Source organism: Maribacter litoralis, assembly GCF_902506355.1.
Taxonomy (GTDB): domain Bacteria; phylum Bacteroidota; class Bacteroidia; order Flavobacteriales; family Flavobacteriaceae; genus Maribacter; species Maribacter litoralis.
This window is the reverse complement of the sequence record NZ_LR733271.1, coordinates 4173097-4198424: the sequence shown is the minus strand read 5'-3', so window position 1 is coordinate 4198424 and position 25328 is coordinate 4173097. Positions and strand designations below refer to the sequence as shown.

Genomic DNA, 25328 nt, shown 5'->3' with positions numbered 1-25328 from the left:
CTTAAAATTTACCCCATTTAATAATCATTAAATGATATGGTCAAACAATAATACGATAGAACGTAAACTTCGTAATGGTGTCGAAATGGATGCTTTTCTCAATCACCATTTTTTAACCACAGTTCAATTTACAAAAAATAGTAATATAAAACGTAAAATTGTAAACTTTTATTAATCAACACTTTATGAACATCGGTTATTCACTTTTGTTCATAAAAAAAGCACTGTCCTAAAATAGAACAGTGCTTATTATTATTGTGAAGAAGAATTTATCCTCTTACTTCCTTAATTCTAGCTTTCTTACCAGTTAATTCACGGAAGTAGTATATTCTAGATCTACGTACTTTACCACGCTTGTTCACTTCAATTTTTTGAAGAGCAGGTAGGTTAATAGGGAAGATACGTTCAACACCTACAGTTCCAGACATTTTACGGATTGTAAACGTCTCTGTAGAACCAGTACCTCTGCGTTGTATAACAACACCTTTAAAGAACTGTGTTCTTGTTTTCTCACCTTCCTTAATTTCGTAGTAAACAGTGATTGTATCACCAGCAGAAAATTTTGGAAATTCTTTTTTAGTTACGAATTCGTCTTGTACAAATTTTATTAATGATTCCATTGTATAGTTAAAATTGGAATTAAATTAGAGCAACATTCACGATTATCGTCAGAGGTTATTCTAACAGGCTGCAAAATTAGTGTTTATATTAAAATACACAAGTATTTATTTGCTTTTTCTTTATTTTTTTGGATTTTGATTATTCCAACAAATCCGGACGTAACTTTTCTGTACGTTCATATGCTTTGCTTTCTCTCCATTCTTCAATTTTACCAAAATTTCCACTTAGTAGAACGTCTGGAACCTTTGAACCTTTGTATTCAGCTGGTCTTGTATATACAGGCGGAGCTAATAGACCATCTTGAAAAGTATCGGTAAGTGCAGATGTTTCGTCATTGAGTACGCCAGGTAATAGTCTAATTATTGCATCGCATAAAACCGCCGCACCTAATTCGCCACCAGAAAGCACGTAGTCTCCAATTGATATTTCTTTCGTTATAAAAAGATCTCTTACGCGCTGATCCACTCCTTTATAATGTCCGCAAAGAATAATAATGTTTTTGGACATAGATAGGGTGTTGGCTGTTTTCTGGTTTAAAGTTTCGCCATCTGGAGTCATATATATGACTTCGTCATATTCCCTTTCAGATTTTAAACCTGTAATACATTTATCTATGGGCTCAATCATAAGAACCATACCGGCTCCTCCGCCAAATTGGTAATCATCTACGTTTCTATACTTTGTATCGGTATAATCCCTAAGATTATGAAAATGGACCTCGACCAAATCTTTTTCAATGGCTCTCTTTAATATGGAGGCTTCAAAAGGACTGGTGAGTAGCTCAGGTAACACTGTAATTATGTCAATTCTCATTTTTTAATTTTGCATCGTCATTTAACCTGCCAAAAGTAATGAAAACAGTGGTAATCTTTTTCCCAACCAAGCTTTTCGTATAATTTTTGAGCTGGGTTATCGATAGCAGTTTCCAAGGCAAGACCTTTATAGCCATTTATTCTGCAAAATTCTTGAGCTTTTAATAGCAGTTGCTCACCAACAGATTTACCTCTGTGCTCAGCAGCAACGAATAAGTCGTTTAAGATAATAGATTTCTCTAGGCTAACGGAAGAAAAGGTAAAATATAGCTGTACAAAACCAATTGCAATATTTGCTTCATAAGCAGCAAAAATTACAGATTCGTTATTTATAAGTCTATCGTTTAGAAAATCTCTTGCGGCTTCTAAGTCAGATTCCATTTTATAAAATACTCTATATCCGTCAAAAAGATGAACTATGTCATCTATTTGTGCTGCCGTAATTCTTTGTATCATTATTCAGATAAAAAAAGCTCCAATTTGGAGCTTTTTAAATTATTTAGTTTTCTTCTGTTTGTTAATCTCGTCTTGCAGTTGTCTACTGATTTTTTGTTCACGCTCTAAAGCTCTTCGCCTATGATCTTCGTATTCCACTTCTAATTCAGATAAATTCTGTTTTGCTTCCTGTGTAAGAATATTGCTATTTCTAAATTTATAGATAAATAAACCAAGCGTTAGAAATAAGATTCCGATAATGGTCCATAGTACAAAGTTATATGTTCCTTTGGAAACTGGTAAGCCAAGAAAGGACATGCTGTCTTTTTCCTCTGTGACCAAACCTAAGTTGGTAGTGGTCTCTTCTAATTTTTTATTTAAAGAGGTAATGGTAGTTTCATGCTCCGCAATAGTAGCTTTAAGCTCGCCCGTTTTCTTGTTCATGGCGGCTATGGAGTCCAAAACATTTTTTCTGATTTTAAATAAATTAGATTCTTTTACCACTTCATATCTAACACCATCTGCTCTATAGTTTCCTGATCGCTTGGCAATATAATCGAATTGATTGCTGATCGGTCCTTCGTCTAAAGACAACTTATCTTCCTCTTCTTCGGTATTTTGAGCAAATTGTACATTACTAGCTAATAAAAAGGCTAATAACAATAGTATTCTATAGAAATTCATGTAATAGATTCTTAGGTTAATTTGAATAATTTAGAGTTGACTAAAGTACTTTATAAAAATTGAATTATGAAAAAAATATAAAGCTTAAACTTTCTTTATTTACCTACGTTCTTAATTAACAAATGGATCTTTTGTTCGGCAAAAATTAATAATACGTATAACGTCTTACTTTGGCAATGTATTTTGCCAGGCGAATTACTTGATGAGAATATCCGTATTCATTATCATACCATATATATAGGATAACATTTTTTCCGGTACTTGAAACTATGGTAGCCATACTATCATAAATAGATGGAGCAGAAGTACCGATAATGTCAGAGGATACCAACTCCTTGTCCAATGAGTATTTTATCTGTTCCACCAAATCACCTTCCAAAGCATATTTTTTAATCATGGAATTGACTCCGTCCAAAGAAGTTTTTTGGTTGATTTCAAGGTTTAAAATAGCCAAAGAGCCATTTGGTACGGGTACTCTAATGGCATTAGAGGTTAATTTACCTTCTAAAGATGGTAGTGCCTTGGTAACAGCTTTACCTGCTCCTGTTTCGGTAATCACCATGTTTAGGGCGGCTGCACGACCTCTTCTGTATTTACCGTGCATATTGTCCACTAAATTTTGGTCATTGGTGTAGGCGTGTATGGTTTCTAAATGCCCTTTTTTAATGCCGAAAGTTTCTTCTATCGCTTTTAAAATGGGAGTGATGGCATTGGTTGTACATGAAGCGGCTGAAAAAACATCAGTATCATCCGGTGAATATTCCAAGTGGTTTACACCATGCACGATATTGGCAACTTCTTTGCCGGGAGCGGTTAACAACACCTTTGCAGCCCCATTGGCTTGTAAGTGTCTTTCTAACTGCTCTTTTGTTCTAAAAGCACCTGTATTGTCTATGACCAAAGCTTCTTTGATGCCATATTCGGTATAATCTATTTCTTCTGGCATGTTGGCATATATAACATGTACCGTAGTGCCGTTGATGATAAGTTTTAAATTGGAATAATCTACTTTGACCGTTCCGTTAAAAATACCGTGTACCGAATCTGTTCTAAGCAAGCTTGCTCTTTTTTCAAGATTTTCAATACTTGGTTTGCCTCTAACAACAATAGCTCTTAATCTTAATTGGTTGCCTTTGCCAGTTTTTGACATAAGTTCTCTCGCAACCAATCTTCCTATTCTGCCAAAACCATAAAGTACCACATCTTTGGGCTCTATACTTTTAAAATCTTGTGCAGATTGTAGTTTATCTATGACAAAAGATTTTACATTGTTAAGAATATTGGTGTCAGAATGGTATTCGTACGTTAGTTTACCGATGTCTAATTTGGAAGGCGGTAAGGCAATGTCAGAAATTGATCTCAATATTTCTACGGAATCAAAAATAGAAATTGGTTTTTGTACAAATTCACCAGCGTACTCGTGCAAGTGCATAATGTCACTTACATTTTTGTCAATAACCTGATTTTTGAAAAGAACAATTTCAATGGATTTATCATACCATAAATCACTTACGATTTTGATAAATTCTGTAGTAGCTTTTCTGCGGTCTGCTTGAAATGCCAGCTCTTTTTCAAATGTGGTTTGTGGAGCCATAATTAGTTGATTATTTTAGAATTCGCACAAAACTAGAAAAATTAAGCACTTTAAATAAATATTTTTCAAAAAAAAGCCTTCGTTTTTACGAAGGCTGTATTTATTAAGGGTTTTATTATTGAAAGATGAGTCGGTCTCTTTCACCATTGGATCCTAACATGGTAATGACCGTTTTTCCATATTTAGAGATACCGCCAAAAGCTGTATAAGCATCATCAATATTTCCTATTTCTTGATCATCTATTTTTACAATTACCTTTTCAGACAAGCCATAACCTCTATAACGTTCTGGTACACCTATAATCTTAACACCTGTTTTGGTCTTGTATACCTTTTTATCATGTTCGGTAAGGTTCTTAACTTCTAGCCCCATTTCTGGTACTACTAGCGTTTGTCTTTCTTTTAGGGTTAGGGGCAATACTAGTTGCTCATCTTTTCTGTTGATGACAAATTCTAAAGTATCCCCAGGTCTTTTGGTGGATAGATATCCGGTTAAATCAGGATACTTGTGAACATCGATTTCATCAACCTTTTTGATAATATCGCCTATTTCAATACCCGCTTCTTCGGCAGCAGATTCTTCTTCAATGTATTCTATATACACACCATCAATATTATTTATGCCTTTTTCAATGGCGTCTCTAGTGTTAACAGGTGCAGGTCTTATACCCATAAAACCTTTTTGTACATTACCGTATTCCAAGATGTCCTGAATTACTTTTTTCGCAATATTGCTAGGTACCGCAAAAGAATAACCAACATATGAACCGGTTTGTGATGTTATGGCTGTATTAATACCGATTAAGTCACCATTGGTGTTTACCAATGCTCCACCAGAATTTCCCGGGTTAACCGCTGCATCGGTTTGTATAAAGGATTGGTTCTTGCCAAGATTTCGTGCTTTTGCACTAACAATACCAGCGGTAACGGTCGAAGTAAGGTTGAAAGGATTACCAACCGCAAGCACCCATTCGCCGATTTTGGTGTGGTCGGAATCTCCAAACGCCAAATACGGTAATTTCTCGTCCGGGTCGATTTTTATCAAGGCGATATCAGAATTTGGATCGGTACCGATCAATTCGGCATTGTAAGTTCTGTTATTGTTCAAAGTAACCTGTAATTGATTCGCTCTACTGATTACGTGATTGTTGGTAACAATATATCCGTCAGAAGAAATTATAACACCCGATCCCGTACCAACCTGTGGTACGACTTTGCCGCTAGTTCCATAGAAAATATCAAATATATTGGTTGGTGCCTTGCTTATTGTAATATTCTTCACATGGACTACCGCGTTAACGGTGTTTTCTGCCGCATTGGTGAAATCAACCTCATTAATACCTGCTCCCTTAGCTGATGTAGGTGTGTAACTGGCGTTTACCACTCCGTTAGAATTTTCTTGAGCTATTATGGTAAAATTTTCCTTCTCGAAAAATAGTTTATAAGCACCCAATGTAATCGCACCTGCAAAAATGGAAACAAATAGGAGACTTGCTATTCTTTTCATATTCATCAGAGTTTTAACTTATTCTACACAAAATTAATCGTTTTTATGCTATAATATAAGCGTTTAACTACTTTTTAACTAGCGAAGAAAATCTAATTATGTGCTATCTTTGAGCCTTTAATAAAGCATGGAAAATACATTTTATAAATATCAAGGTACAGGTAATGATTTTGTGATGATCGATAATCGCAATGGTCAATTTCCAAAAGAAGATACGGAGTTAGTGGCAAAAATTTGTCATAGAAGATTTGGGGTTGGTGCTGACGGACTCATTTTACTGGAAAATGACACGGAAACCGATTTTAGAATGGTTTATTTCAACGCTGATGGAAAAGAGGGGAGTATGTGCGGCAATGGTGGACGATGTATTGTTGCCTTTGCCAATTTTCTTGATGTAATAGAAGAAGAAACCGTTTTCAACGCTGTAGACGGTTTGCACAAGGCTACAATAGTAGGTGATGTGGTTAGCCTTAAAATGCTAGATGTATCTGAAATTAAAGAGAAATCGAACGCACTTTTTATGGATACCGGGTCGCCACATCATATTCAATTGGTGAATGGTTTAAAGTCTTTTAATGTAGCTAAAGAGGGTGCACGCATACGCTATGGTATTTACGGTGAGAAAGGTAGTAATGTAAACTTTGTGGAGACAAATGTTGATGGTGGGTTCAGTATTAGAACTTATGAAAGGGGAGTAGAAGACGAGACATTATCATGTGGTACGGGAGTTACGGCAGTAGCATTAGGGATGTATCATATAGGAAATACGAAAGAAAAAACGGTTGCGGTAAAAGCGTTGGGGGGTAATTTAGAGGTATCTTTCAAAGAAGACCATGGTGCGTATTCCGATATATATTTAAAAGGAGAGGCTAAACAGGTTTTTAAAGGTGAATTAACGTGGTAACATTAAAAGGAAAACAGATTTATCTAAGGGCTTTAGAACAGAAAGACCTTAATTTTCTGTACCTAATAGAGAATGATACCAAAGTGTGGGAGGTAAGTGGCACCGTAACCCCTTATTCAAAAGATGTGTTGCAGTTGTATTTGGACAATGCCCACAGAGATATTTTTGATGTGAAGCAATTGCGATTGGTTATTTGTACCCATGAGCATAAAACTCTCGGTTTAATTGATGTTTTTGATTTTGAGCCAAATCATAAGCGAGCTGGTATTGGAATAGTTATCTTAGATGAAGACCAAAGAAACAAAGGAATTGGTGCGGAAGCCATAACCTTGCTTACCAATTATTTGTACGAAACATTGGGGTTACAACAAGTTTATGCCAATATTTTAGAGGATAATTTATCAAGCTTACATCTTTTCAAGAAATTGGGCTTTCAGGTAGTTGGGGTCAAAAAAGATTGGGTACGCTTTAAAAATACCTTTAAGAATGAAGTATTTTTGCAAAAAATAAATAGTTAATGTACATCAAGCGTATTTTATTGGGTGTAGTGCTCGTAGGTTTAATCGGAGGTGGAATTTTTGCCTATATGGTTTATGGTACTTTTTTTACTTCAAATACAAGTTTTAACAATGATGAAGCTACTGTATTTATACCAACCAATGCAACTGTTGTTGATTTAGAGGAGCGTCTTTCTCCTGTCTTAGAGGATTTTGATTCATTTGAGTCTGCTGCTGATAGAAAAGGATATTTGTCCAATATTAAGGCAGGGCGTTATAAAATTAAAAAGGGTATGAATAACAATGAGATAGTTAACTCATTGCGAAGTGGAAATTTACCCGTTAAAGTTTCGTTTAACAATCAAGAGAACATCAATGATTTAGCGGGAAGAATTGCTGCACAGATCGAAGCTGACAGTATCTCATTGGTGTCGGCATTTAATGATGAAGAATTTCTAAAAGCTAATGGTTTTGATGATGCTAATAAACTGTCATTGTACATACCCAATAGTTACGAGTTTTTCTGGAATACCTCAGCCGAAGGCTTTAGAAGCAGAATGCTAAAGGAATATAATCGTTTTTGGACAGAAACCCGTAAGAACAAAGCTAGTGCACTTGGCTTGGAGCCAAACGAAGTAATTGCATTGGCATCCATAGTACATAAAGAAACGGCTAAGGTTGATGAGCGCCCAACGGTTGCAGGTGTGTATTTAAATAGGTTGAGAAAAAGAATGTTATTGCAAGCCGATCCAACGGTAATTTTTGCCATAAAGAAAGAAACGGGCAATTTCGATACCATAATAAAAAGAGTGTTGTATAGAGATTTGGAGATGGATTCTCCCTATAATACCTATAAGTATGCCGGATTGCCTCCGGGACCAATTGCTATGCCCGATATTTCTGCTATAGATGCAGTTTTAAATCCTAAAAAACACAACTATTACTATTTTGTGGCTAATGTTGAAAAGTTCGGTTATCATATGTTTGCAGAGAGTTTAACGCAACACAACCGAAATAAAGAGCAGTACATCCGATGGATTAACGCTCAGAAAATCAAGAGATAAGCATTCAACCGAATTTTAGAACTTGTTAACTAATTCTGTATTCTTTTAACAGAACCTTCTTAAACTCTTAAAATTTCAGACCTACCTTTGCCCCAGAAATTTAAGCAGGCAAGTAGTAGTAGCTGTAAGTCTTAAGAAACTATATGTATGAGAAGATGGATATTAGCAAGTTGTCCTCTAATTGTTACGTTTATAATTTCTGGTTACGGTTTTAAACCTTTTAAGGTTGAAGTGCCAAATCAGTTAAAAGTAAACAAGCCAGAGTTGGTTTCTTTTCCTGAAGATGAATCTCTTTTGGCGAATTATCAAATAAATCCCCCTTTTCTTGGTCGCCAGTTTGTAGGTTTCAAAGAAGCGTTAGCTTTTAAGGAGTCTCAAGGAAATTATTTTGTAACCAATACTTTTGGTTACTTAGGTAAGTATCAATTTGGACTGGGCACTTTAGAATTGGTAGGTGTGTACAATGGAAATCAGTTTCTTAACGATCCTGAATTGCAAGAAAAGGTTTTTCATGTAAATACATCTCGTAACAAGTGGATTCTTAGAAGGGACATTAAACGTTATGTAGGTATTCGTATGAACGGCATTGAGGTTACCGAATCGGGTATTCTTGCAGCTGCTCATTTAGCGGGACCGGGCAACGTGAAACTTTATTTGAGATCACATGGGCGCATGGAGATTACCGATGGTTATGGAACTAGTATTTCTAACTATATGAAAAAGTTTTCTGGGTACGATGTTTCTATGGTAGAAGCAAAACGAAATCCTAGAATTTAAAAGTTTAAGTAGATATGAAAATGGGAAACCTTGGCACTAGTTTGTCAAGGTTTTTTTTTATGCTTGAATAATAAAGATTGCAGGTCTTTTATGAAGATCTACATTTTCCTTTTTCCAATTAATGGCTGTTTTGGTCTTAATATACTCTGTAGGTAAGGTAATATCTGCTGCTACACAAATTCTTGTGCTTGGAGCAAGGGTTTTGATCAACTCCTCTAGCATCTTATTGTTGCGGTACGGTGTTTCAATGAACACTTGAGACTGATTTTCGTCTTTTGATCTACGTTCTAAATTTTTAATATACTTTTTTCGATCAGAGCTGTCAATGGGTAAGTACCCGTTAAATGCGAAATTTTGACCGTTCATGCCACTTGCCATTAATGCTAACAAAATGGAAGAAGGACCAACTAACGGAATAACCTGTATGTTTTTGGTATGGGCTATTTTTACCACAGCGGCACCAGGGTCGGCAATACCAGGGCAACCCGCTTCTGATAATATGCCTATGTCATAACCTTCTAAACAAGGGTTTAAAAATGTAGGAATTTCTTCTGGTTCGGTAAACTTGTTCAGTGCAAATAACTTTAAACTTGGCTGAGATTTTCTAGGACTGATTTTCTTGATAAAGTGCCTAGCTGTTTTTTCATTTTCAACCACATAATGGTCAAGTCTTTCAATAGTTTGCTTTATTGAAATGGGTAAAACTTCTAAAGGAGGCATATCGCCTAATGTAGAAGGAATTAAATAGACTTTTCCAATTTTACCGTTTTGTGTACTCATTTATTTACTTTCTAATTTGTCGGCAATATTAGTGCAAGCCTTGTCTATCAGTTGAAATACAGTTTCAAATCCGTCATCGGCATCATAATATGGATCTGGAACTTCTTGGTCTGTTGCGTCTATTTCATTTAATAACAGCTTTACCTTTTCTGCATCGGCTTTATTACGAGCCATGCCGATAATATTGCCATAGTTGCTCTTGTCCATGGCGTATATCAAATCAAACGTATCAAAGTCCGATACTATAAATCTTCTACACACCTGTGAGCTAATATCAATATTGTGATTTTGTGCTACTTTAATGGACCTTGGGTCGGGTGCATTGCCAATGTGATAACCGGCTGTTCCTGCCGAGTCCACAAAAACCTTGGCGGTATCAACTTTGCTTTTAAGAATACCCTCTGCCAATGGAGACCTGCAAATATTACCTAGGCAAACCATTAACACTTTCATTTAAAGATAAGGTTTAAGAGAATTTCTTAGTTAAATCGTCAATATACTTACGAAACTGCTTATCGGTTTCTGCTAAATTATCAACGGTCTTGCACGCGTGAAGTACTGTTGCGTGATCACGCTTTCCTATTTGTGAACCAATACTTGCCAAAGAAGCTTTTGTAAATTTCTTTGCAAAGAACATAGCTAATTGTCTAGCTTGTACTATATGCCTCTTTCTAGTTTTAGATTGTAACGTAGCAACATCCATTTCAAAGTAATCAGAAACAACTTTTTGAATGTAATCGATAGAAACTTCGCGTTTGGTATTCTTCACGAACTTTTCTACAACTTGTTGCGCAAGCTCAATGGTAACTTCTCTTTTGTTCAAAGTAGACTGTGCGATCAAAGAAATAATAGCGCCTTCTAACTCTCTAATATTGGTTTTAATATGTTTTGCAACATATTCTATAATGTCTTCAGGTATTTCTACACCATCTCTATACAGTTTATTCTTAAGAATAGAGATTCTTGTTTCGTAATCCGGACTCTGCAATTCAGCCGATAATCCCCATTTGAAACGAGAAAGTAATCGTTGTTCAATATCCTGCATATCTACAGGAGCCTTGTCAGATGTTAAGATTACTTGTTTTCCGTTTTGATGCAAATGGTTGAAAATATGGAAAAATACATCTTGTGTACCAGATTTACCCGATAAGAACTGAACATCATCAATGATCAAAACATCTATCAGCTGGTAAAAATGAATAAAATCGTTACGTGTATTTTTCTTTACAGATTCAATATACTGTTGCGTAAACTTTTCTGCAGAGATATAAAGTACCGTTCTTTCGGGGTATTTATCTTTTATTTCTACACCAATGGCATGAGCCAAGTGTGTTTTACCAAGACCAACTCCACCAAAAACCAATAAAGGATTGAAAGAAGTGCCACCTGGTTTATTGGCTACCGCCATACCTGCAGAACGAGCCAATCTATTGGAATCACCTTCCAAGAAATTGTCAAAGTTGTAATTCGGGTTTAATTGAGATTCTATCTTAATATTTCTAATTCCTGGAATTACAAAAGGGTTACGTAATTCTGGATTTTTAGATTTGATAGGAACATCCATTTCTTGGGCTGCCATTGCACCTCTATTGGAGCTAGGGATTTTTTCGGTAAATGGTTCTTTGTTGCCATATGTATTTTCCATACGTATGATGTAAACCAATTTAGCAGTCTCTCCTAATTCTTTTGTTAAAGCTACCTTTAGAAGTTTAACGTAATGTTCTTCTAGCCACTCATAGAAAAATTTACTAGGTACTTGAATGCTTAATGCGTTCTCGGTAAGCTTTATAGGTTTAATAGGTTCAAACCATGTTTTGAATGCCTGCGGTTGGATATTGTCTTTAATAAACACCAAACAGTTTTTCCATACGGAATTTGCAGTAACATTCATAATAATCTATACTCTTTTAATGGTTAGCTTTTAGCTAAAAGAGATTGAAATTTTTCAATCTTAGTTCTCGTTCAACTTGGGCAAATATGTGAACAAATTATTTAAAAAAAAAATCGATTGTCATTGAATTTGACCTTTTTTTTTCTCATGTTCGTTTACCGCTTAGGGGAGCTTTTAAATATATACTTTTTACTTGAAATAAATGCGAACAAACGAAATTTCTTTTCGAATTAGATACAGTGAGACAGATCAAATGGGTGTGGTCTATCATGGAAATTATGCTCAATATTTAGAATTGGCAAGAGTTGAATGGTTAAGGCTGTTGGGTATTTCTTACAAAAGTATGGAGGAAGGCGGCATTATGCTTCCTGTGATTAGTCTTTCCATAAATTATTTAAAACCTGCGTTGTACGATGATTTAATAACGGTGAAGGTAGTTTTGAATAAAAAACCAGCAGTAAGAATAGAATTTGATTATGAAATTGTGAATGAAGCAGGTGAATTATTGGCTACGGCAAATACGGTTTTGGTTTTTATGGATATGAAGCGAAAAAGACCAACTAAATGTCCGCAAATACTTTTAGATAAATTAGAGTATTAAATTTTAGCCGTGTTCTTTTACCTCTAATTTGTGATGTGCCTTTAATAATTTCAAGGTTTTTGTGTAGTCACTTTTGTTAACACTTAAAATTACTTTGCATTTTAGATGTAAATCTTGTGATACAATATTCATTTGGTGCTTTTTGACCAAACGCATTACGATATCCATTTCAGAGTACTCAAAAATAACAGTTAGTTCTTTTTGCAAAACTTTGGTTATAATAGATGCGTTTTCTAAAGCTAACTTCGCAGCTTCTTTATAGGCGCTGATCAAACCACCGACTCCTAATTTTGTGCCGCCGAATATGCGTACCACTGCTACCAAAATATTGGTGACATCAAAAGATTGAATTTGTCCATAAATAGGCATACCGGCAGAATTGTTTGGTTCGCCATCATCATTGGCTCGGTATGATTTTGTTTCTATGCCTAATTGCCAAGCATAGCAAACATGATTCGCATTAGGGTATTCTTTTCTTAAGGTTTCTATATGCTCTTTTATGGTTTCTTCATTGGAAACAGGGAAACAATACCCATAAAACTTGCTTTTTCGTTCTTTGAACAAAATAGGTTCAGAAGGTGATGAAAGTGTTTTATAGGTGTCCATGTAGTTTAATAGGTAAAATTAAATATAAGACATTAGTTTTGGTCCAAATGCAACCAGAATAATACTGAAAACAGCTAAACCTATACCGAGCCAGTTTTTAAACGTTAGTCGCTCTTTGAATAATACTATGCCTAAGAGCGTTGAAAACATAACAATAGCTACATTGTTGATAGTAAATACCGATGCACTGTTCCATGTGGGGTGTTGTAATGCCTTCAAGAGAAAGTATATGGAAAAATAGTTTGGAATACCCAAGCAAACACCACCAATAACATTTTTTAAATTAATTTTTATCTGTTGTTGTACAGATTTATATCCTATAAATAATAATCCGAACATTCCTGCGGAGGCAAAAACTGTAGCGGAGAACAGTGCATATTCTTCTTCGGGCATATGTGCGTCTTGAAAATATTTAATACTGGTATCAATTGTACCTGAGCCAATAAAGACTAGAATTGGCAGGGCAAATGCCCATTTTTCGGCTTTAATTTTATTTTCTTTTAGAGAGCTAAAGTAAACTGCCAACAATGCCAATAGTATGCCTATAATTTCTAAAACGGTCAAAACCTCCCTATAGAAAAATACACCAAAAAGAACAGGAATGGTGAGAGACATCTTTGTAGCTACCGAAGCTACCGATACGCCCAGCTTTTGAGAGGTAGCTGCCATTAAATTAAATATTAGTATGAATAACAGACCGAGTAGAATACTGCCCCAAAACCAACTTTTTTGTAGTATTTCAAAAGCATTAATGGGTTTTTGGTAATAAAGTAAACCCACCACACAAGCAATAAAGTAATTTACTATTATCGCATATATCGTTTGAACTTTATATTTGGTATATAGCTTAAAAACTACAAAAATTAAGCTAGAAAATAGAATACTTAGTGCTAAATACATTGATTAGATACGGCTTAAGGTTTCCAGTACATCTTCTTTTCCAACTTGAAGATTCCAACAATGTATGCCTAGTTTAGATGCGCTATCTGTATTTTCTTTTGTGTCGTCTAAAAAGAAAGTCTCTTCTGCAATTAGATTATTCTCTTTCAATACAAATTCATAAATGTCTGTATTAGGTTTGCGCATTTTCATTTTTTGCGATAAATAGAATACTTCAAAGCAGTTTTTGAATCTATTAAACCGCTCCATTCCCATAGATTCTTTTACTTTCTCAATATGTAAATCATTGGTATTACTCAATAGGAATAAACGGTATTGATTATCGCTCTTTAATTTTTCAATGAAATTTAATCGTTCTTCAGGGAAATCTAGAATGATGGAATTCCATGCATCTTTAATCTGTTGTTTGGTTGCATTTGTGAAAATAGCCTGTAGTTTATCAATGAAAGCATCGGTCTCTAGTAAGCCCATTTCATATTCCTTAAAAACAGTGTCTAGTTCTGGGGTCAATTCGGTAAACCCAAATTTTGCCATTTCTAGTAAAGGGGCTTGTTTATCTAGATTGATGAAGATATCACCAAAATCAAATATGATATTTTTAATCATTTCGTACTATGGTTAGTTGGTCGGTTAAAATTGAAGTATGTACTAGAATAGGTCCAGCCACTTTTGGTGCGTTAATTCCTTTTGTGAAATTGTTTGCCCCTTTAAAAATTCGAGCTTCATCCCATAGGTTGGCGGTAATAAAACTTTGTAGTGTTTGCAAACCTCCTTCAATGATGACGCTTTGTATCTGTTCTTCGTACATCACCATACATAATTGCATTGGTAGTTCATGTTTGAAATCCAGCACTTTATAAATTACCCCTTCTATGTACCGTTCGCTGTCGTTTATTTCGGTGCAGACAATAGTTTTTTGTGTTCCATCAAATACATGATAGTCAGAAGAAATTTTTAAGTTTCTATCCAAAATTATTCGTGTAGGTGCCTTGCCGGTCCATTCTCTTACATTTAATTTAGGGTTATCGGCTAAAACGGTATTAGTGCCCACTAATATTCCCGGCTCCTCGCTACGCCATTTATGTACCAATTGCCTAGATTTGGTATTGGTAATCCAAAAAGGTTTCTTTTCTTCTCCTCGTTTGGTAGGTTCAGGGGCTATGAATCCGTCCGCGGTTTCTGCCCATTTTAAAATAATATAGGGTCGGTTTTTGGTGAAAAAAGTTAAAAATCTTTTGTGATGCTCCTCGCATTCTTTTTGTAGAATCCCTACATGAACTTCACAACCAGCTTCTTTTAATTTTTTGATTCCGTTGCCTGCTACTTTTTCATGTGGGTCCTTTAAACCGATAACAACTCTTGGGATGCCCATTTTTATAATAAGATCGGCACAGGGTGGAGTTTTGCCGTAGTGAGAGCACGGCTCTAGTGTTACGTATATGGTTGATGATTTTAAAAGATCAGCATTAGATACTGAGTTAATGGCATTAACTTCAGCATGAGAACCACCGTAGGCACTAGTAAAGCCCTCCCCAATAATTTTATCTTCACGAACAATTACAGCACCTACCATTGGGTTAGGAGCCGTAGTTCCCAATCCGTTTTTTGCAATTTCAATACAGCGAAACATATATTTCTCATCTGTAGAAAGATTATCTAAATGTGCCGACATTGAATTTTAAGAATCAAGATTATTAATGGACATCAAACTTTACCTTTATACGCATAACACGTATCTTCACACCTCAAAAATAGTACTTTAAAACCTATTGGCTTATTCATATGGAAAATGTCATTATACGTGAAATCAGAAAGGAAGATAACCCACAAGTTGCTAGGGTTATACGACAGGTGTTGGAGGATTTAGGAGTGCCAAAAGTAGGTACGGCTTATGAAGACCCTTCCTTAGATAATATGTATGAGCATTATGATAAGCCAAAGGCTACTTACTTTGTAATTGAAGAAAATGGCTCAATTTTGGGCTGTGCCGGTGTTGCACAATTAGATAATTATAAAGGCAATGTTTGTGAGCTTCAGAAAATGTACTTTTTGCAAGAAGCTAGAGGTAAAGGAGTAGGTCATAAAATGATAAATGTTTGTTTAGATAAAGCTAAGGAATATGGTTTTGATGCCTGCTATTTAGAGACAATGCCTTATATGGATGCCGCCCAGAAACTATATAAGAAAATGGGCTTTGAATATATTGATGCCCGTATGGGAGATACCGGTCATTATTCTTGCCCGGTATTTATGCTTAAAACTTTATAATTGTGCTTTTACGGGAAATCAGGAATATTTTTCACACAGAATTAAATGCTGTTTATGGTGCCGAAGAAGTGAGCAGCTTTTTCTATTTACTCATAGAGCATTATTTTGATCTAGAACGCTTTGTGCTTGCTATGCAACCAGATCTGAAAATTGATAAAGATCAAGAAACCATAATTTTTAAGGCACTATCGGAATTAAAATTAGAAAAGCCAATTCAGCATATTATAGGAACAGCTTATTTTATGGATATGGATTTTAAGGTCAACGAACATGTGTTGATCCCAAGACCTGAAACCGAAGAATTAGTACGGTGGATTTTGGATGATCATGATAACGATCATGCGCTTCGTGTATTAGACATGGGTACAGGCAGTGGTTGTATTCCCATTTCTTTGGATAAAAATCTAAAAAACGCAAAAGTATTTGGTCTGGATATCTCTACAGAAGCGTTGCAAGTTGCTAGGGAAAATAATGAAAGCTTGCATACTTCGGTTACCTTTTTTCAAGCAGATATATTATCCATAAACAACTCCACAAAAAATGAAGTTTCGGAATTGAATCAGAAATTTGATATTATTGTTTCCAATCCGCCCTATGTTAGGGAACTTGAAAAAGTTGAGATGCGTAAAAATGTTTTGGATCATGAACCCAATTTGGCACTGTTTGTTGCAGATGATAATCCATTGCAGTTTTACGATAAAATAGTTGAGTATGCCTCAAATCGCTTAGAACATAATGGGTGTCTATATTTAGAAATAAATCAATATTTAGGGGTGGAAATGCAAACATTGCTACATCAGTATGGTTTTAAGACTGTGGTCTTAAAAAAAGATATGTTTGGTAATGACCGCATGCTTAAAGGCGTTAAAAAATGAAAAGTATCGTTGTTTTTTGCGGTAGTAGCGAAGGTGGAAATACCGAATATGGTGAAGCTGCATTGGCGCTAGGTAGTACAATGGCTGAAAAAGATATTCAGTTGGTGTACGGAGGAGCCAAAATTGGTATCATGGGCAAAGTGGCAGAAGGCGTATTGCAGAATGGCGGAAAAGTTATAGGGGTAATTCCTGTTTTTTTAAAGAAGAAAGAAGTAGTACATGAGGGATTGACCCAATTGATCGTCACCCAAAATATGCACGAACGAAAATTAAAAATGCATGAACTATCCGAAGGTATTATAATGCTACCTGGCGGATTTGGGACCTTAGAAGAGTTTTTTGAAATGTTGACTTGGTCTCAGTTGGGGCTACATCAATATCCGATAGGAATACTAAATACCAACGGATTCTATGACTCCCTTTTAAATATGATGCATGACATGGTACAAGAAGGGTTTGTAAAACAAGAACATATAAATACTATTTTGGTAGATAACGATATAAATGCATTGCTCAATAAAATAAAATGCTATGTGCCGCTGCCAACACCAAAATGGATTAAAAAAGACCAGCTTTAAACTATATGAAAGCAAAAATTGAAGCACTAAGAAAAGAATTACGCGAGCATAACCATAATTACTATGTGTTGGATAACCCGACCATTTCAGATTATGAATTTGATATGAAATTGAAAGAATTACAGGAGCTAGAAGCTAAACATCCTGAATTTTATGATGCCAGTTCACCATCTCTGCGTGTAGGAGGTATGATTACCAAAAACTTTGCAACCATAGTTCATGAACACAGAATGTATTCTTTAGATAATTCATATTCAAAGGAAGATATAGAAGATTGGGAAAAACGTATTCAGCGTAATTTGGGCGATGTGCCCGTTGCGTTTACATGTGAGTTGAAATATGATGGAGCATCTATCAGTATTACCTATGAAAATGGGAAACTGGTAAAGGCGGTAACGCGTGGTGACGGAATACAAGGAGATGATGTTACGAATAATATCAAAACCATTAAATCTGTTCCACTACAGTTAAAAGGTGATTATCCGGATAAATTTGATATTCGTGGAGAAATTGTTCTTCCGTTTGATGGGTTCTTAAAAATGAATGAAGAGCGTATTGCAAATGGCGAAGACCCTTATATGAATCCTAGAAATACGGCATCTGGAAGTTTAAAGCTTCAAGATAGTAGTGCCGTGGCTCAAAGACCTTTAGATTGTTTGTTGTATAGTATTGTGGGTAGAAATCTTAATATAGATTCCCAATATCATATGTTGGAGAAAGCCCGTGAATGGGGCTTTAAGGTACCTACTGTCGCAAAGCTCTGCAAAACTACTGATGAAGTTATGGCATTTGTTGAAGAATGGGATGTAAAGCGCCATGAGTTGCCGTATGAAACAGACGGGGTAGTAATTAAGGTAAACAGTCTTCAATATCAAGAAGAATTAGGTTTTACCTCAAAAGCTCCTAGATGGGCAATGGCATATAAGTTTAAGGCAGAACAGGTATTTACGACCTTAAATGAGATTACATATCAAGTTGGTAGAACAGGTGCAATTACCCCCGTAGCCAATTTAGAACCTGTATTATTGGCTGGTACAACGGTAAAAAGAGCTTCGCTACACAATGCAGACCAAATTGAAAAATTGGATATTAGGGTAGGCGATACCGTATTTGTAGAAAAAGGGGGAGAGATTATACCAAAAATTATAGCGGTAGATTTAACCAAAAGACCTGTAGATTCAAAACCAACGGAGTATATACATAAATGTCCCGAATGTGGAACGGAACTTACCCGCACAGAAGGAGATGCCAAACATTATTGTCCTAATGAATATGGTTGTCCGCCACAGATCACCGGTCGTATTCAGCACTATATCTCCAGAAAGGCAATGGATATTGAAGGTTTAGGAGGTGAGACGGTAGAATTGCTATTTAAAGAAGGATTAATAGATGATTATGCCGATTTGTATAAACTCACTAAAGAAGATGTTTTACCATTAGAGCGAATGGCAGAGAAGTCCGCCGAGAATTTGGTGAAAGGGGTATCAGAATCGGTTAACGTACCATTTGAGCGTGTTTTGTTTGCATTGGGTATTCGCTTTGTTGGTGAAACCGTAGCAAAGAAGCTGGCAAAGGCATATAAGAATATAGATGCCTTAAAAGAAGCTGATTTGGAACATTTGACTTCGGTAGATGAAATAGGGGAACGCATAGCACAAAGTGTGATCGATTTTTTTGCGAACCAAAAAAATATAGATGCTATTGAAAGATTACGTAGTTATGGCGTACAATTGTCTATATCAGAAGAAAAGTTACAAAATCTGACCGATACTTTGGCTGGGAAAACCTTTGTGGTTTCGGGGGTATTTGAGATTTTAAGTAGAGACGAGCTTAAAAAGAAAATTGAAGATAATGGCGGTAAGGTAGGATCATCTATATCTTCCAAGACTTCTTTTTTAATTGCAGGAGATAAAATGGGACCTAGCAAGCGTACAAAAGCAGAGAAGCTTGAAATTCCGATTATAAGTGAACAAGATTTTATTAATATGTTAGCATAAACAACTATGGATATTTTTACAATAATTTCGGTACTAGTATTTCTTTCGGCCATTTTTGGCTATATAAATGCAAGATTTCTAAAACTACCCAACAGTATAGGTTTAATGCTTATTACCATAGTGTTTACCTTGGCGGTGTTTGCCATTGGTTACGTTGATGATACATTGATCAATGCAGAACGATATATCATAACCCAAATTGATTTTAAATCGGTTCTACTGGATATTATGTTGAGTTTTCTGTTGTTCGCAGGAGCGCTGCATACTAATTTTGAACAATTAAAAGTACAACGATGGCCAATATTGGTGTTTTCAACTCTTGGGGTATTGGTTTCTACTTTTTTAGTAGGTACAAGCATGTATTACCTTCTGCAATTGTTGGGTATGAATATCAATTTTATTTATTGCTTGCTCTTTGGTTCTTTGATTTCACCAACAGATCCAATTGCTGTATTGGGTATATTAAAAAAGGCAGGAGCACCAAAACAATTGGAAACAAAAATAGTTGGGGAATCATTGTTTAATGACGGAGTAGGGGTTGTGGTGTTTTTAACCATATTTCAACTGGCATCGGCAACCGAAGTTGCGGTTTCTCCTTTAGATATCATTGAGCTATTTGGTGTAGAGGTTATAGGTGGTTTGGCATTGGGTCTCGCACTAGGTTGGGGAACGTACAAGTTAATGCGGTCTATAGATGATTATGATATAGAGGTAATCATCACTTTGGCAACCGTAATGGTTGGTACTTTAATAGCTCAGAAATTTCATTTATCTGCCCCCTTGGCAATGGTGGCAGCAGGGTTAGTAGTAGGTAATGATACGGTGCGTAATTCGGCAATGTCAAAGACTACCGAGACCTATGTAGATAAATTTTGGGAACTTTTAGATATTCTTTTAAATACATTGTTATTTGTGCTGATCGGGATGGAAATGTTGGTGCTGAGCTTTGAAACGGAATATGTTATTGCAGGACTGTTGGCAATTCCTCTAGTATTACTATGTCGCTATTTATCCTTATTGACTCCTATTAAATTTTTTGAGAAAAAGCTAGACTTTGTAAAAGGAACTACTTTGGTAATGACTTGGGGCGGATTACGAGGTGGTATCTCTATTGCCCTGGCTTTAGGGCTATCTGAGGGCATGCATAGAGATGCATTTTTGGTTATTACATACATTGTTGTGGTATTCTCTATTATCGGACAAGGACTAACAGTTGAAAAACTTATTAAACGTGTGGTAAAATGATACCAAAGACCTATTTTGAATTTGAAAAGAGTTTAGAACTATCCGCTGTTCCAAAAGAATGGTCGGACGGACTAAAAGCTGCTTGGTATGATGCCAAAGGCGATTGGGAATCGTCTCACAATATTGCTCAAGACATGCATAATGCTTTAGGTAGTTGGTTACATGCGTATTTGCACCGTAAAGAAGGCGATCGTTTTAATGCAGGATATTGGTATCGTTTGGCGAATAAAGAATATCCCACAATTACCTTAGACGAAGAGCTTAAGGTAATTGTGGAGTATATTATTCAAAATTAAATTGAGTTACTAATTTGTTTCTTCCAATGATACTACGTGAGTAAACTCCGCGCTTCCTTTAGAGTCTTTAGCTTTCACTTTAAATACAGCATCTCCATTAAAATCTGAATTAAATTTAATGGTAGCAATAGATTTTAAAGTAGAATCAGTTGCGCTTTCTTCAATATTAATAATTTCTATACTTCCAGATTCAATAGTCCATGTGATAGTTGCTACACGAGCATTAAACTCCGTAGCGAATGTAATTGTTTCATTAGGTAATGCAAAGTCTGTACCATTGAAACAAACTTTAGTGCTTGTAGGGGAAAAATCCCCTAAATCACAAGAGGTAAAACTTTTTGGGTTTAAGCTTGCCTCGTTATCATCATCATCACTAGAACATGAAAATTGAAAAATTACTAACGCGGCTAACAGTAAAATATTTAATGGTTTATTCATTGTTGGTTGTTATTAAAGATAAATCAGTATTACTTAATTAGTAAGGATATAACTAACTCTAAAATAGGAAAATTAGTACTTTATATAGCTTTTTAACTGTTAAAATTTCTGGATGTTAGTGGGTTCTGAATTTAAAGGTGGTAATTTCCATTTTGGACTACCATTTTAGAAAATTCGCAAAGTACTTCAAGTGAATTAACTTGAACTTTGCAGTATGAAAAAAATATCAAACTTCGGAATATTTACACTGCTGTTAGTGAGCAGTTTAACGATAATGGTAGGTACGGTAATTGCACCATCGTTATCAGGAATTATACAACATAAAGATTTAAGTTTTTCACCCAGTTGGTTAATTACATTGCCTTCATTGGGCGTAGTGGTTTTTGCACCTTTAATTGGTTGGTTGTTGAATAAGATGAGCCCTCTTAAGTTGCTCGCATATGGACTAATTCCTTATGCCGTTTTGGGGTTAATAGGAGCTTTTATAGACAATCAATACCTTTTAATTTTAGATCGCTTTCTTCTAGGTGCCACGACCGTGGCAATACAAGTTTCGGTCACCGCATACATAGCTGCACAATATGAAGGTGAAGCACGTATGAAAATGATTGCTTGGCAAGGGATGGCAATAGAGTTAGGCGGAGTTGTTTTTTTGGCAATAGGTGGTGTTTTAGGTGAAATGTTCTGGCAATACCCCTTTTATATCTACCTCATAGCGTTAGTATGTCTTTTATTGGTTTTTAAAACCTTACCAAAAATTGAAGAATCCGTTAGAGAAGAGGAAACTTCTGCTGAGGTTACTACAAGGGAAAAACTTAAAACACGAATAATAATAGCCTCCTCTTTATTAGCAATGATGTTATTTTTTATAGGTTTTGTAACGCTACCATTGTATCTGCCAACAAATTTTGGCTTTAGCGAATCTGAAACAGGATACCTTATGGCGTTCATTTCTGTTATTGCTATTATTACAGCAAGTCAAATGCCTAGAATGGTTAAATTGTTAGGAGATGGAAAGACGGTGACTTTAGGTTTTGTTTTTTTTATGTTAGGCTATATAGTTCTTGCTTTGGCTACAAGTGTACCCTTCTTAATTCTGACAGCTATATGTATTGGGATAGGATTTGGGTTTACCATTCCACTTTTAAACCATATGACCATTGAGGTTAGTAATAGTCAAAACCAGGGAAAAAATTTAGGGTTGTTTTCTATGGCAGTCTTTGGGGGGCAATTCTTGTCAACCTTTATAGAATATATTTCTAAAAATTATATGGCGGTCTATGGGGTGGCTGCGGCTTTGGCATTAGTAATTGCGTTAGTAATGTATTATCAATTTCAAAAAGCAAGCAAAGACTAGTATTGTTTGAATTCTTTTTACTTTTATGGCTTACCATGAAAGTAAAAGAATTTGCATACCTGGAAAACCAAAATTAAGATTGATTTAAAATTCGATTCGAAAACTGAATTGTCGCATAACTCAATGGGTATTTATTTTGAATATATTCAAGAAAGTAGCGTTGTAGTGCACTTTAAGCCCTTAAACGAGCAATTTAACATGAACTTAAATGTAGGTTCTAAGGGTGTTTTATTGAATTTTGAACGCGATTTAATAGATGAAGATGATATTGAGTATTCGTTGGATGTGATGTCGCTCTTCAATAAATACCCTAAATTTCAAATAAAGGATGTTAAAAAGGTAGAACAGGTCAAAAAGTTGATTGAGTTGCTGAAGGAGGAATATTATAGTGATACGGTATCCTATATTATGCTTAAGACATTGTTGAAAGTTCTTTTATTACATTTAATAAGATATCAGAACAATGAACTATTACCACAAGACATTCAACAGAAAAGAGTTTTTCAGTTTTTAGAGTTAATGGAAATTAATTTTTTGAATGAAACCAGCGCAGAGTTTTATGCAAATAAGTTAGGCATAAGTACTAAACGATTGAATCAAGTTTTACAAGATAAGTTGAGCCTTACCGCTAAACAGATTATTCAGCAGCGTCAGATTACCGAAGCTAAGCGAAAACTTATTAAAAGTGAAATTACTACCAAAGAATTAGCTTTTGAATTGGGATTTGAATCTATCAGTAGCTTTTCCCGTTTTTTTAAGAAAAATGTAGGTGTAAGTCCAACAGTATTCAAATCTCAGCAACACTCATAATTACTACGGATTAACTAAAAAAAATCGGAACCAATTTATGGCTCCGATTGTAAAACTTCTTAAAAAGGGAGATTAAACCATTTTAAAATCAAGTAGAATTTCACCTTCAATAGAAGCTTGTAAATGGTCACCTTTAAAGATTTCACCTGCACCAATTGCGGGTGTTCCCGTAAATATCAGGTCACCGGGGTTTAAGGTCATAAAAGTGGATACAAAACTTATTATTTCTGCAAAATTATAAATGATGTAGCCAGTATTACCAACTTGCTTTTTTTCGCCATTAATAACCAAGTCAAAATTAATATTGTCCAGTTCTGGAAATTCAGAAATTGGTTTTAAACCTGAAATTGGCGAAGCACCATCAAAACCTTTAGCCAAAGCCCACGGTCCTTTCTTGTCTCTACTGGCGGTAAGCACATCTTTTGCGGTATAATCTATACCGATACCTATTTCAGAAATATATGAATTTGCTTCCTCTTCAGATACATTTTTAGCCAATTTTCCAATTTTAACCACCAATTCTACTTCGTAGATTAGCTGATTGGTAATAGCAGGGAATTCAACATCTTTACTATCTGTAACCAATGAAGAATCTGGTTTCGTGAAAATGAGTTGTACATCATTTTTTAAATCATTTATTTCAGATTTATCTAAAACATAGTTTTTGCCAATGCCTATAATTTTCATTACTGTGGTGTTAGTGTGTTATTTATTATGAAGTGAAATTAATGATTAAAATAAGTGTAGTAGCCTCTTTTTATTGAAATCACAAGAATCCATATTTTTGTTTTAAGACTCTTAGTTATAATCAGATTATTTAATGACCTGTAACGCTTTTAGTGCAGCAAGAGTAACCTCTTTTCTTGTTTGTATAAAATCACTTAAGTCTATATTGTTATTAGTAGGTTCTAAATTGGTGGCAAAGAAATAAACATTGTCTCTAACTTCTATATAGCCAACAAACCACCCGTTATATTGTTCGTTACTTATAGATAATCCTGTTTTTCCACTGAGTGTATAATTTTCGGTATCGATCACCATTATTTGCTTTACAATTTTTTGGGTTTTAACAGATATAGGCAGTTGACCACTATAAAATCGTTTTAAAAAATCTATCTGTTGCATTTGATTTATTCTAGATTCGCCTTCTAACCAAAAATTGGAAATATTGTTACTATCAATTTTTAAATCTCCATATTCAATCTTTTTTACATGCTCGTTCATTCGCTGAGGTCCAATTTTGGTTGCTACCTGTTGATAGCAAGGAACACAAGAATAATGAAAGGCATCACGTAGAATTAAATCTTGTTCCCAAAGGTCTAGCCATCTTTCTTGACCATCCCATTTAAAAATGGTGCTATCATTTTTTATTACTCCCGTTTCTAAACCAATTATGGTATTGGCGATTTTAAAGGTTGATGCTGGTAATTTTCCTTGTTTGGTCCAATTAAAATCATTTGAATAGAAATTATTTCTGTGCAGGTCGTATATTAAAATTGCACCATTAACATTAGCAGAATCAATTATAGTTTGAAATTCAGACTTTATTATTTTGTTTTCTTCTGATTTTGATAAATTAGTTTTATGTTGTTGCCTACAAGAAGATATAGATAAGATTAAAAATAGTAGTAAATATAATTTCATAAAGCTAATGCCTGTATTGAATGGTGATGATTTAAATATAAGTATATAGGTATTTAATTAATTACTGTAAATGTTTAAAAATTAAATGTAAGGCAATAAAAAAGCGACAGTGAATAACCATTGCCGCCAAATAAAATAAAACGTATT

Annotated in this window: 29 protein-coding genes; 13 read left to right on the top strand and 16 right to left on the bottom strand. The window is 35.1% G+C overall.

Translation table 11 applies throughout. From position 1 onward, the window contains the following. Positions 1–269: 269 nt before the first annotated feature. The 6 genes from rplS to EXIGUO8A_RS17965 form a co-directional block, all read right to left on the bottom strand. Positions 270–620, bottom strand: coding sequence for a 50S ribosomal protein L19 (gene rplS / locus EXIGUO8A_RS17990; protein ID WP_058102993.1), 351 nt, complete (start codon positions 618–620; stop codon positions 270–272). 139 nt (positions 621–759) lie between these two features. Next, entirely contained in the window at positions 760–1434 is a 675-nt protein-coding gene (gene trmD, locus EXIGUO8A_RS17985; RefSeq protein ID WP_159304243.1) for a tRNA (guanosine(37)-N1)-methyltransferase TrmD, read from the bottom strand. A gap of 17 nt (positions 1435–1451) precedes the next feature. Then, positions 1452–1889: a GNAT family N-acetyltransferase gene (locus EXIGUO8A_RS17980; protein WP_159304242.1), complete on the bottom strand. Its 438-nt coding sequence runs from the start codon at positions 1887–1889 to the stop codon at positions 1452–1454. 39 nt (positions 1890–1928) lie between these two features. Continuing rightward, entirely contained in the window at positions 1929–2552 is a 624-nt protein-coding gene (locus EXIGUO8A_RS17975) for a tRNA (guanine-N1)-methyltransferase (protein WP_159304241.1), read from the bottom strand. 145 nt (positions 2553–2697) lie between these two features. Further along, positions 2698–4146 (bottom strand): glyceraldehyde-3-phosphate dehydrogenase, encoded by a 1449-nt coding sequence (locus EXIGUO8A_RS17970; RefSeq protein ID WP_116769280.1) that lies wholly within the window; start codon positions 4144–4146, stop codon positions 2698–2700. Positions 4147–4261: 115 nt separating this feature from the next. Continuing rightward, positions 4262–5653 carry a S1C family serine protease gene (locus tag EXIGUO8A_RS17965; RefSeq protein WP_116770128.1) on the bottom strand — a complete coding sequence of 464 codons (1392 nt, stop codon included), beginning with the start codon at positions 5651–5653 and terminating at the stop codon, positions 4262–4264. 127 nt (positions 5654–5780) lie between these two features. On the opposite strand from EXIGUO8A_RS17965, the gene dapF reads away from it, so the two are divergent. The 4 genes from dapF (at position 5781) to EXIGUO8A_RS17945 (ending at position 8895) form a co-directional block, all read left to right on the top strand. Next, entirely contained in the window at positions 5781–6557 is a 777-nt protein-coding gene (gene dapF / locus EXIGUO8A_RS17960; RefSeq protein ID WP_159304240.1) for a diaminopimelate epimerase, read from the top strand. After that, on the top strand, positions 6551–7075 hold the full coding sequence (locus EXIGUO8A_RS17955) for a GNAT family N-acetyltransferase (RefSeq protein ID WP_159304239.1): 525 nt from the start codon (positions 6551–6553) through the stop codon (positions 7073–7075). The genes dapF and EXIGUO8A_RS17955 overlap by 7 nt, the downstream gene beginning before the upstream one ends. Beyond that, positions 7075–8118, top strand: coding sequence for an endolytic transglycosylase MltG (gene mltG / locus EXIGUO8A_RS17950; protein WP_159304238.1), 1044 nt, complete (start codon positions 7075–7077; stop codon positions 8116–8118). Before EXIGUO8A_RS17955 ends, mltG begins: the two co-directional genes overlap by 1 nt. Positions 8119–8265: 147 nt before the next feature. Further along, on the top strand, positions 8266–8895 hold the full coding sequence (locus tag EXIGUO8A_RS17945) for a hypothetical protein (RefSeq protein WP_159304237.1): 630 nt from the start codon (positions 8266–8268) through the stop codon (positions 8893–8895). Between the two features lie 57 nt (positions 8896–8952). Here the strand turns inward: EXIGUO8A_RS17945 and EXIGUO8A_RS17940 are convergent, their stop codons facing one another. From EXIGUO8A_RS17940 to dnaA, 3 genes are read right to left on the bottom strand one after another with little or no spacing between them, the layout of a single operon-like run. After that, positions 8953–9675, bottom strand: a complete 723-nt coding sequence (locus EXIGUO8A_RS17940) for an SAM-dependent methyltransferase (protein WP_159304236.1) — start codon at positions 9673–9675, stop codon at positions 8953–8955. Beyond that, complete coding sequence (locus tag EXIGUO8A_RS17935) at positions 9676–10128, bottom strand: low molecular weight protein-tyrosine-phosphatase (protein WP_159304235.1); 453 nt, start codon at positions 10126–10128, stop codon at positions 9676–9678. A gap of 13 nt (positions 10129–10141) precedes the next feature. After that, on the bottom strand, positions 10142–11566 hold the full coding sequence (gene dnaA, locus EXIGUO8A_RS17930; RefSeq protein ID WP_058102982.1) for a chromosomal replication initiator protein DnaA: 1425 nt from the start codon (positions 11564–11566) through the stop codon (positions 10142–10144). A 202-nt stretch (positions 11567–11768) separates the two neighbouring features. On the opposite strand from dnaA, the gene EXIGUO8A_RS17925 reads away from it, so the two are divergent. Further along, positions 11769–12167 (top strand): acyl-CoA thioesterase, encoded by a 399-nt coding sequence (locus EXIGUO8A_RS17925; RefSeq protein ID WP_116769273.1) that lies wholly within the window; start codon positions 11769–11771, stop codon positions 12165–12167. A 3-nt stretch (positions 12168–12170) separates the two neighbouring features. Here EXIGUO8A_RS17925 and EXIGUO8A_RS17920 read toward each other — a convergent pair whose 3' ends face one another. The 4 genes from EXIGUO8A_RS17920 to ribD are packed head-to-tail and all read right to left on the bottom strand — an operon-like array spanning position 12171 to position 15345. After that, positions 12171–12773, bottom strand: coding sequence for an IMPACT family protein (locus tag EXIGUO8A_RS17920; protein ID WP_159304234.1), 603 nt, complete (start codon positions 12771–12773; stop codon positions 12171–12173). 18 nt (positions 12774–12791) lie between these two features. Next, entirely contained in the window at positions 12792–13673 is an 882-nt protein-coding gene (locus EXIGUO8A_RS17915) for an EamA family transporter (protein ID WP_159304233.1), read from the bottom strand. 3 nt (positions 13674–13676) lie between these two features. Next, positions 13677–14279 (bottom strand): HAD family hydrolase, encoded by a 603-nt coding sequence (locus EXIGUO8A_RS17910; protein ID WP_159304232.1) that lies wholly within the window; start codon positions 14277–14279, stop codon positions 13677–13679. Continuing rightward, the gene (ribD, locus tag EXIGUO8A_RS17905) at positions 14272–15345 is read right to left on the bottom strand and encodes a bifunctional diaminohydroxyphosphoribosylaminopyrimidine deaminase/5-amino-6-(5-phosphoribosylamino)uracil reductase RibD (RefSeq protein ID WP_159304231.1); all 1074 of its coding nucleotides are present in this window, start codon (positions 15343–15345) and stop codon (positions 14272–14274) included. Before ribD ends, EXIGUO8A_RS17910 begins: the two co-directional genes overlap by 8 nt. Positions 15346–15455: 110 nt before the next feature. Between ribD and EXIGUO8A_RS17900 the strand changes: the two genes are divergently transcribed. The 6 genes from EXIGUO8A_RS17900 to EXIGUO8A_RS17875 are packed head-to-tail and all read left to right on the top strand — an operon-like array spanning position 15456 to position 20932. After that, positions 15456–15941 (top strand): GNAT family N-acetyltransferase, encoded by a 486-nt coding sequence (locus tag EXIGUO8A_RS17900; RefSeq protein WP_159304230.1) that lies wholly within the window; start codon positions 15456–15458, stop codon positions 15939–15941. Positions 15942–15943: 2 nt separating this feature from the next. Beyond that, positions 15944–16816 carry a peptide chain release factor N(5)-glutamine methyltransferase gene (gene prmC / locus EXIGUO8A_RS17895; RefSeq protein WP_159304229.1) on the top strand — a complete coding sequence of 291 codons (873 nt, stop codon included), beginning with the start codon at positions 15944–15946 and terminating at the stop codon, positions 16814–16816. Then, positions 16813–17394 (top strand): LOG family protein, encoded by a 582-nt coding sequence (locus tag EXIGUO8A_RS17890; protein ID WP_159304228.1) that lies wholly within the window; start codon positions 16813–16815, stop codon positions 17392–17394. Before prmC ends, EXIGUO8A_RS17890 begins: the two co-directional genes overlap by 4 nt. 5 nt (positions 17395–17399) lie before the next feature. Further along, positions 17400–19391: an NAD-dependent DNA ligase LigA gene (gene ligA, locus EXIGUO8A_RS17885; RefSeq protein ID WP_159304227.1), complete on the top strand. Its 1992-nt coding sequence runs from the start codon at positions 17400–17402 to the stop codon at positions 19389–19391. A gap of 6 nt (positions 19392–19397) precedes the next feature. Then, positions 19398–20636 carry a cation:proton antiporter gene (locus EXIGUO8A_RS17880; RefSeq protein ID WP_159304226.1) on the top strand — a complete coding sequence of 413 codons (1239 nt, stop codon included), beginning with the start codon at positions 19398–19400 and terminating at the stop codon, positions 20634–20636. Beyond that, entirely contained in the window at positions 20633–20932 is a 300-nt protein-coding gene (locus EXIGUO8A_RS17875) for a hypothetical protein (RefSeq protein ID WP_159304225.1), read from the top strand. The genes EXIGUO8A_RS17880 and EXIGUO8A_RS17875 overlap by 4 nt, the downstream gene beginning before the upstream one ends. Positions 20933–20941: 9 nt before the next feature. Here the strand turns inward: EXIGUO8A_RS17875 and EXIGUO8A_RS17870 are convergent, their stop codons facing one another. After that, positions 20942–21370 (bottom strand): hypothetical protein, encoded by a 429-nt coding sequence (locus EXIGUO8A_RS17870; protein WP_159304224.1) that lies wholly within the window; start codon positions 21368–21370, stop codon positions 20942–20944. 214 nt (positions 21371–21584) lie between these two features. On the opposite strand from EXIGUO8A_RS17870, the gene EXIGUO8A_RS17865 reads away from it, so the two are divergent. Continuing rightward, positions 21585–22727: an MFS transporter gene (locus EXIGUO8A_RS17865; RefSeq protein ID WP_159304223.1), complete on the top strand. Its 1143-nt coding sequence runs from the start codon at positions 21585–21587 to the stop codon at positions 22725–22727. 123 nt (positions 22728–22850) lie between these two features. Continuing rightward, the gene (locus tag EXIGUO8A_RS17860; RefSeq protein ID WP_159304222.1) at positions 22851–23537 is read left to right on the top strand and encodes a helix-turn-helix domain-containing protein; all 687 of its coding nucleotides are present in this window, start codon (positions 22851–22853) and stop codon (positions 23535–23537) included. Between the two features lie 72 nt (positions 23538–23609). Here the strand turns inward: EXIGUO8A_RS17860 and EXIGUO8A_RS17855 are convergent, their stop codons facing one another. Both EXIGUO8A_RS17855 and blaOXA read right to left on the bottom strand, forming a co-directional pair. Continuing rightward, a complete protein-coding gene (locus EXIGUO8A_RS17855; RefSeq protein ID WP_159304221.1) occupies positions 23610–24224 on the bottom strand; it encodes a fumarylacetoacetate hydrolase family protein in 615 nt (204 codons plus the stop codon). Positions 24225–24350: 126 nt separating this feature from the next. Continuing rightward, the gene (blaOXA, locus tag EXIGUO8A_RS17850; RefSeq protein WP_159304220.1) at positions 24351–25181 is read right to left on the bottom strand and encodes a class D beta-lactamase; all 831 of its coding nucleotides are present in this window, start codon (positions 25179–25181) and stop codon (positions 24351–24353) included. Positions 25182–25328 lie beyond the last annotated feature (147 nt).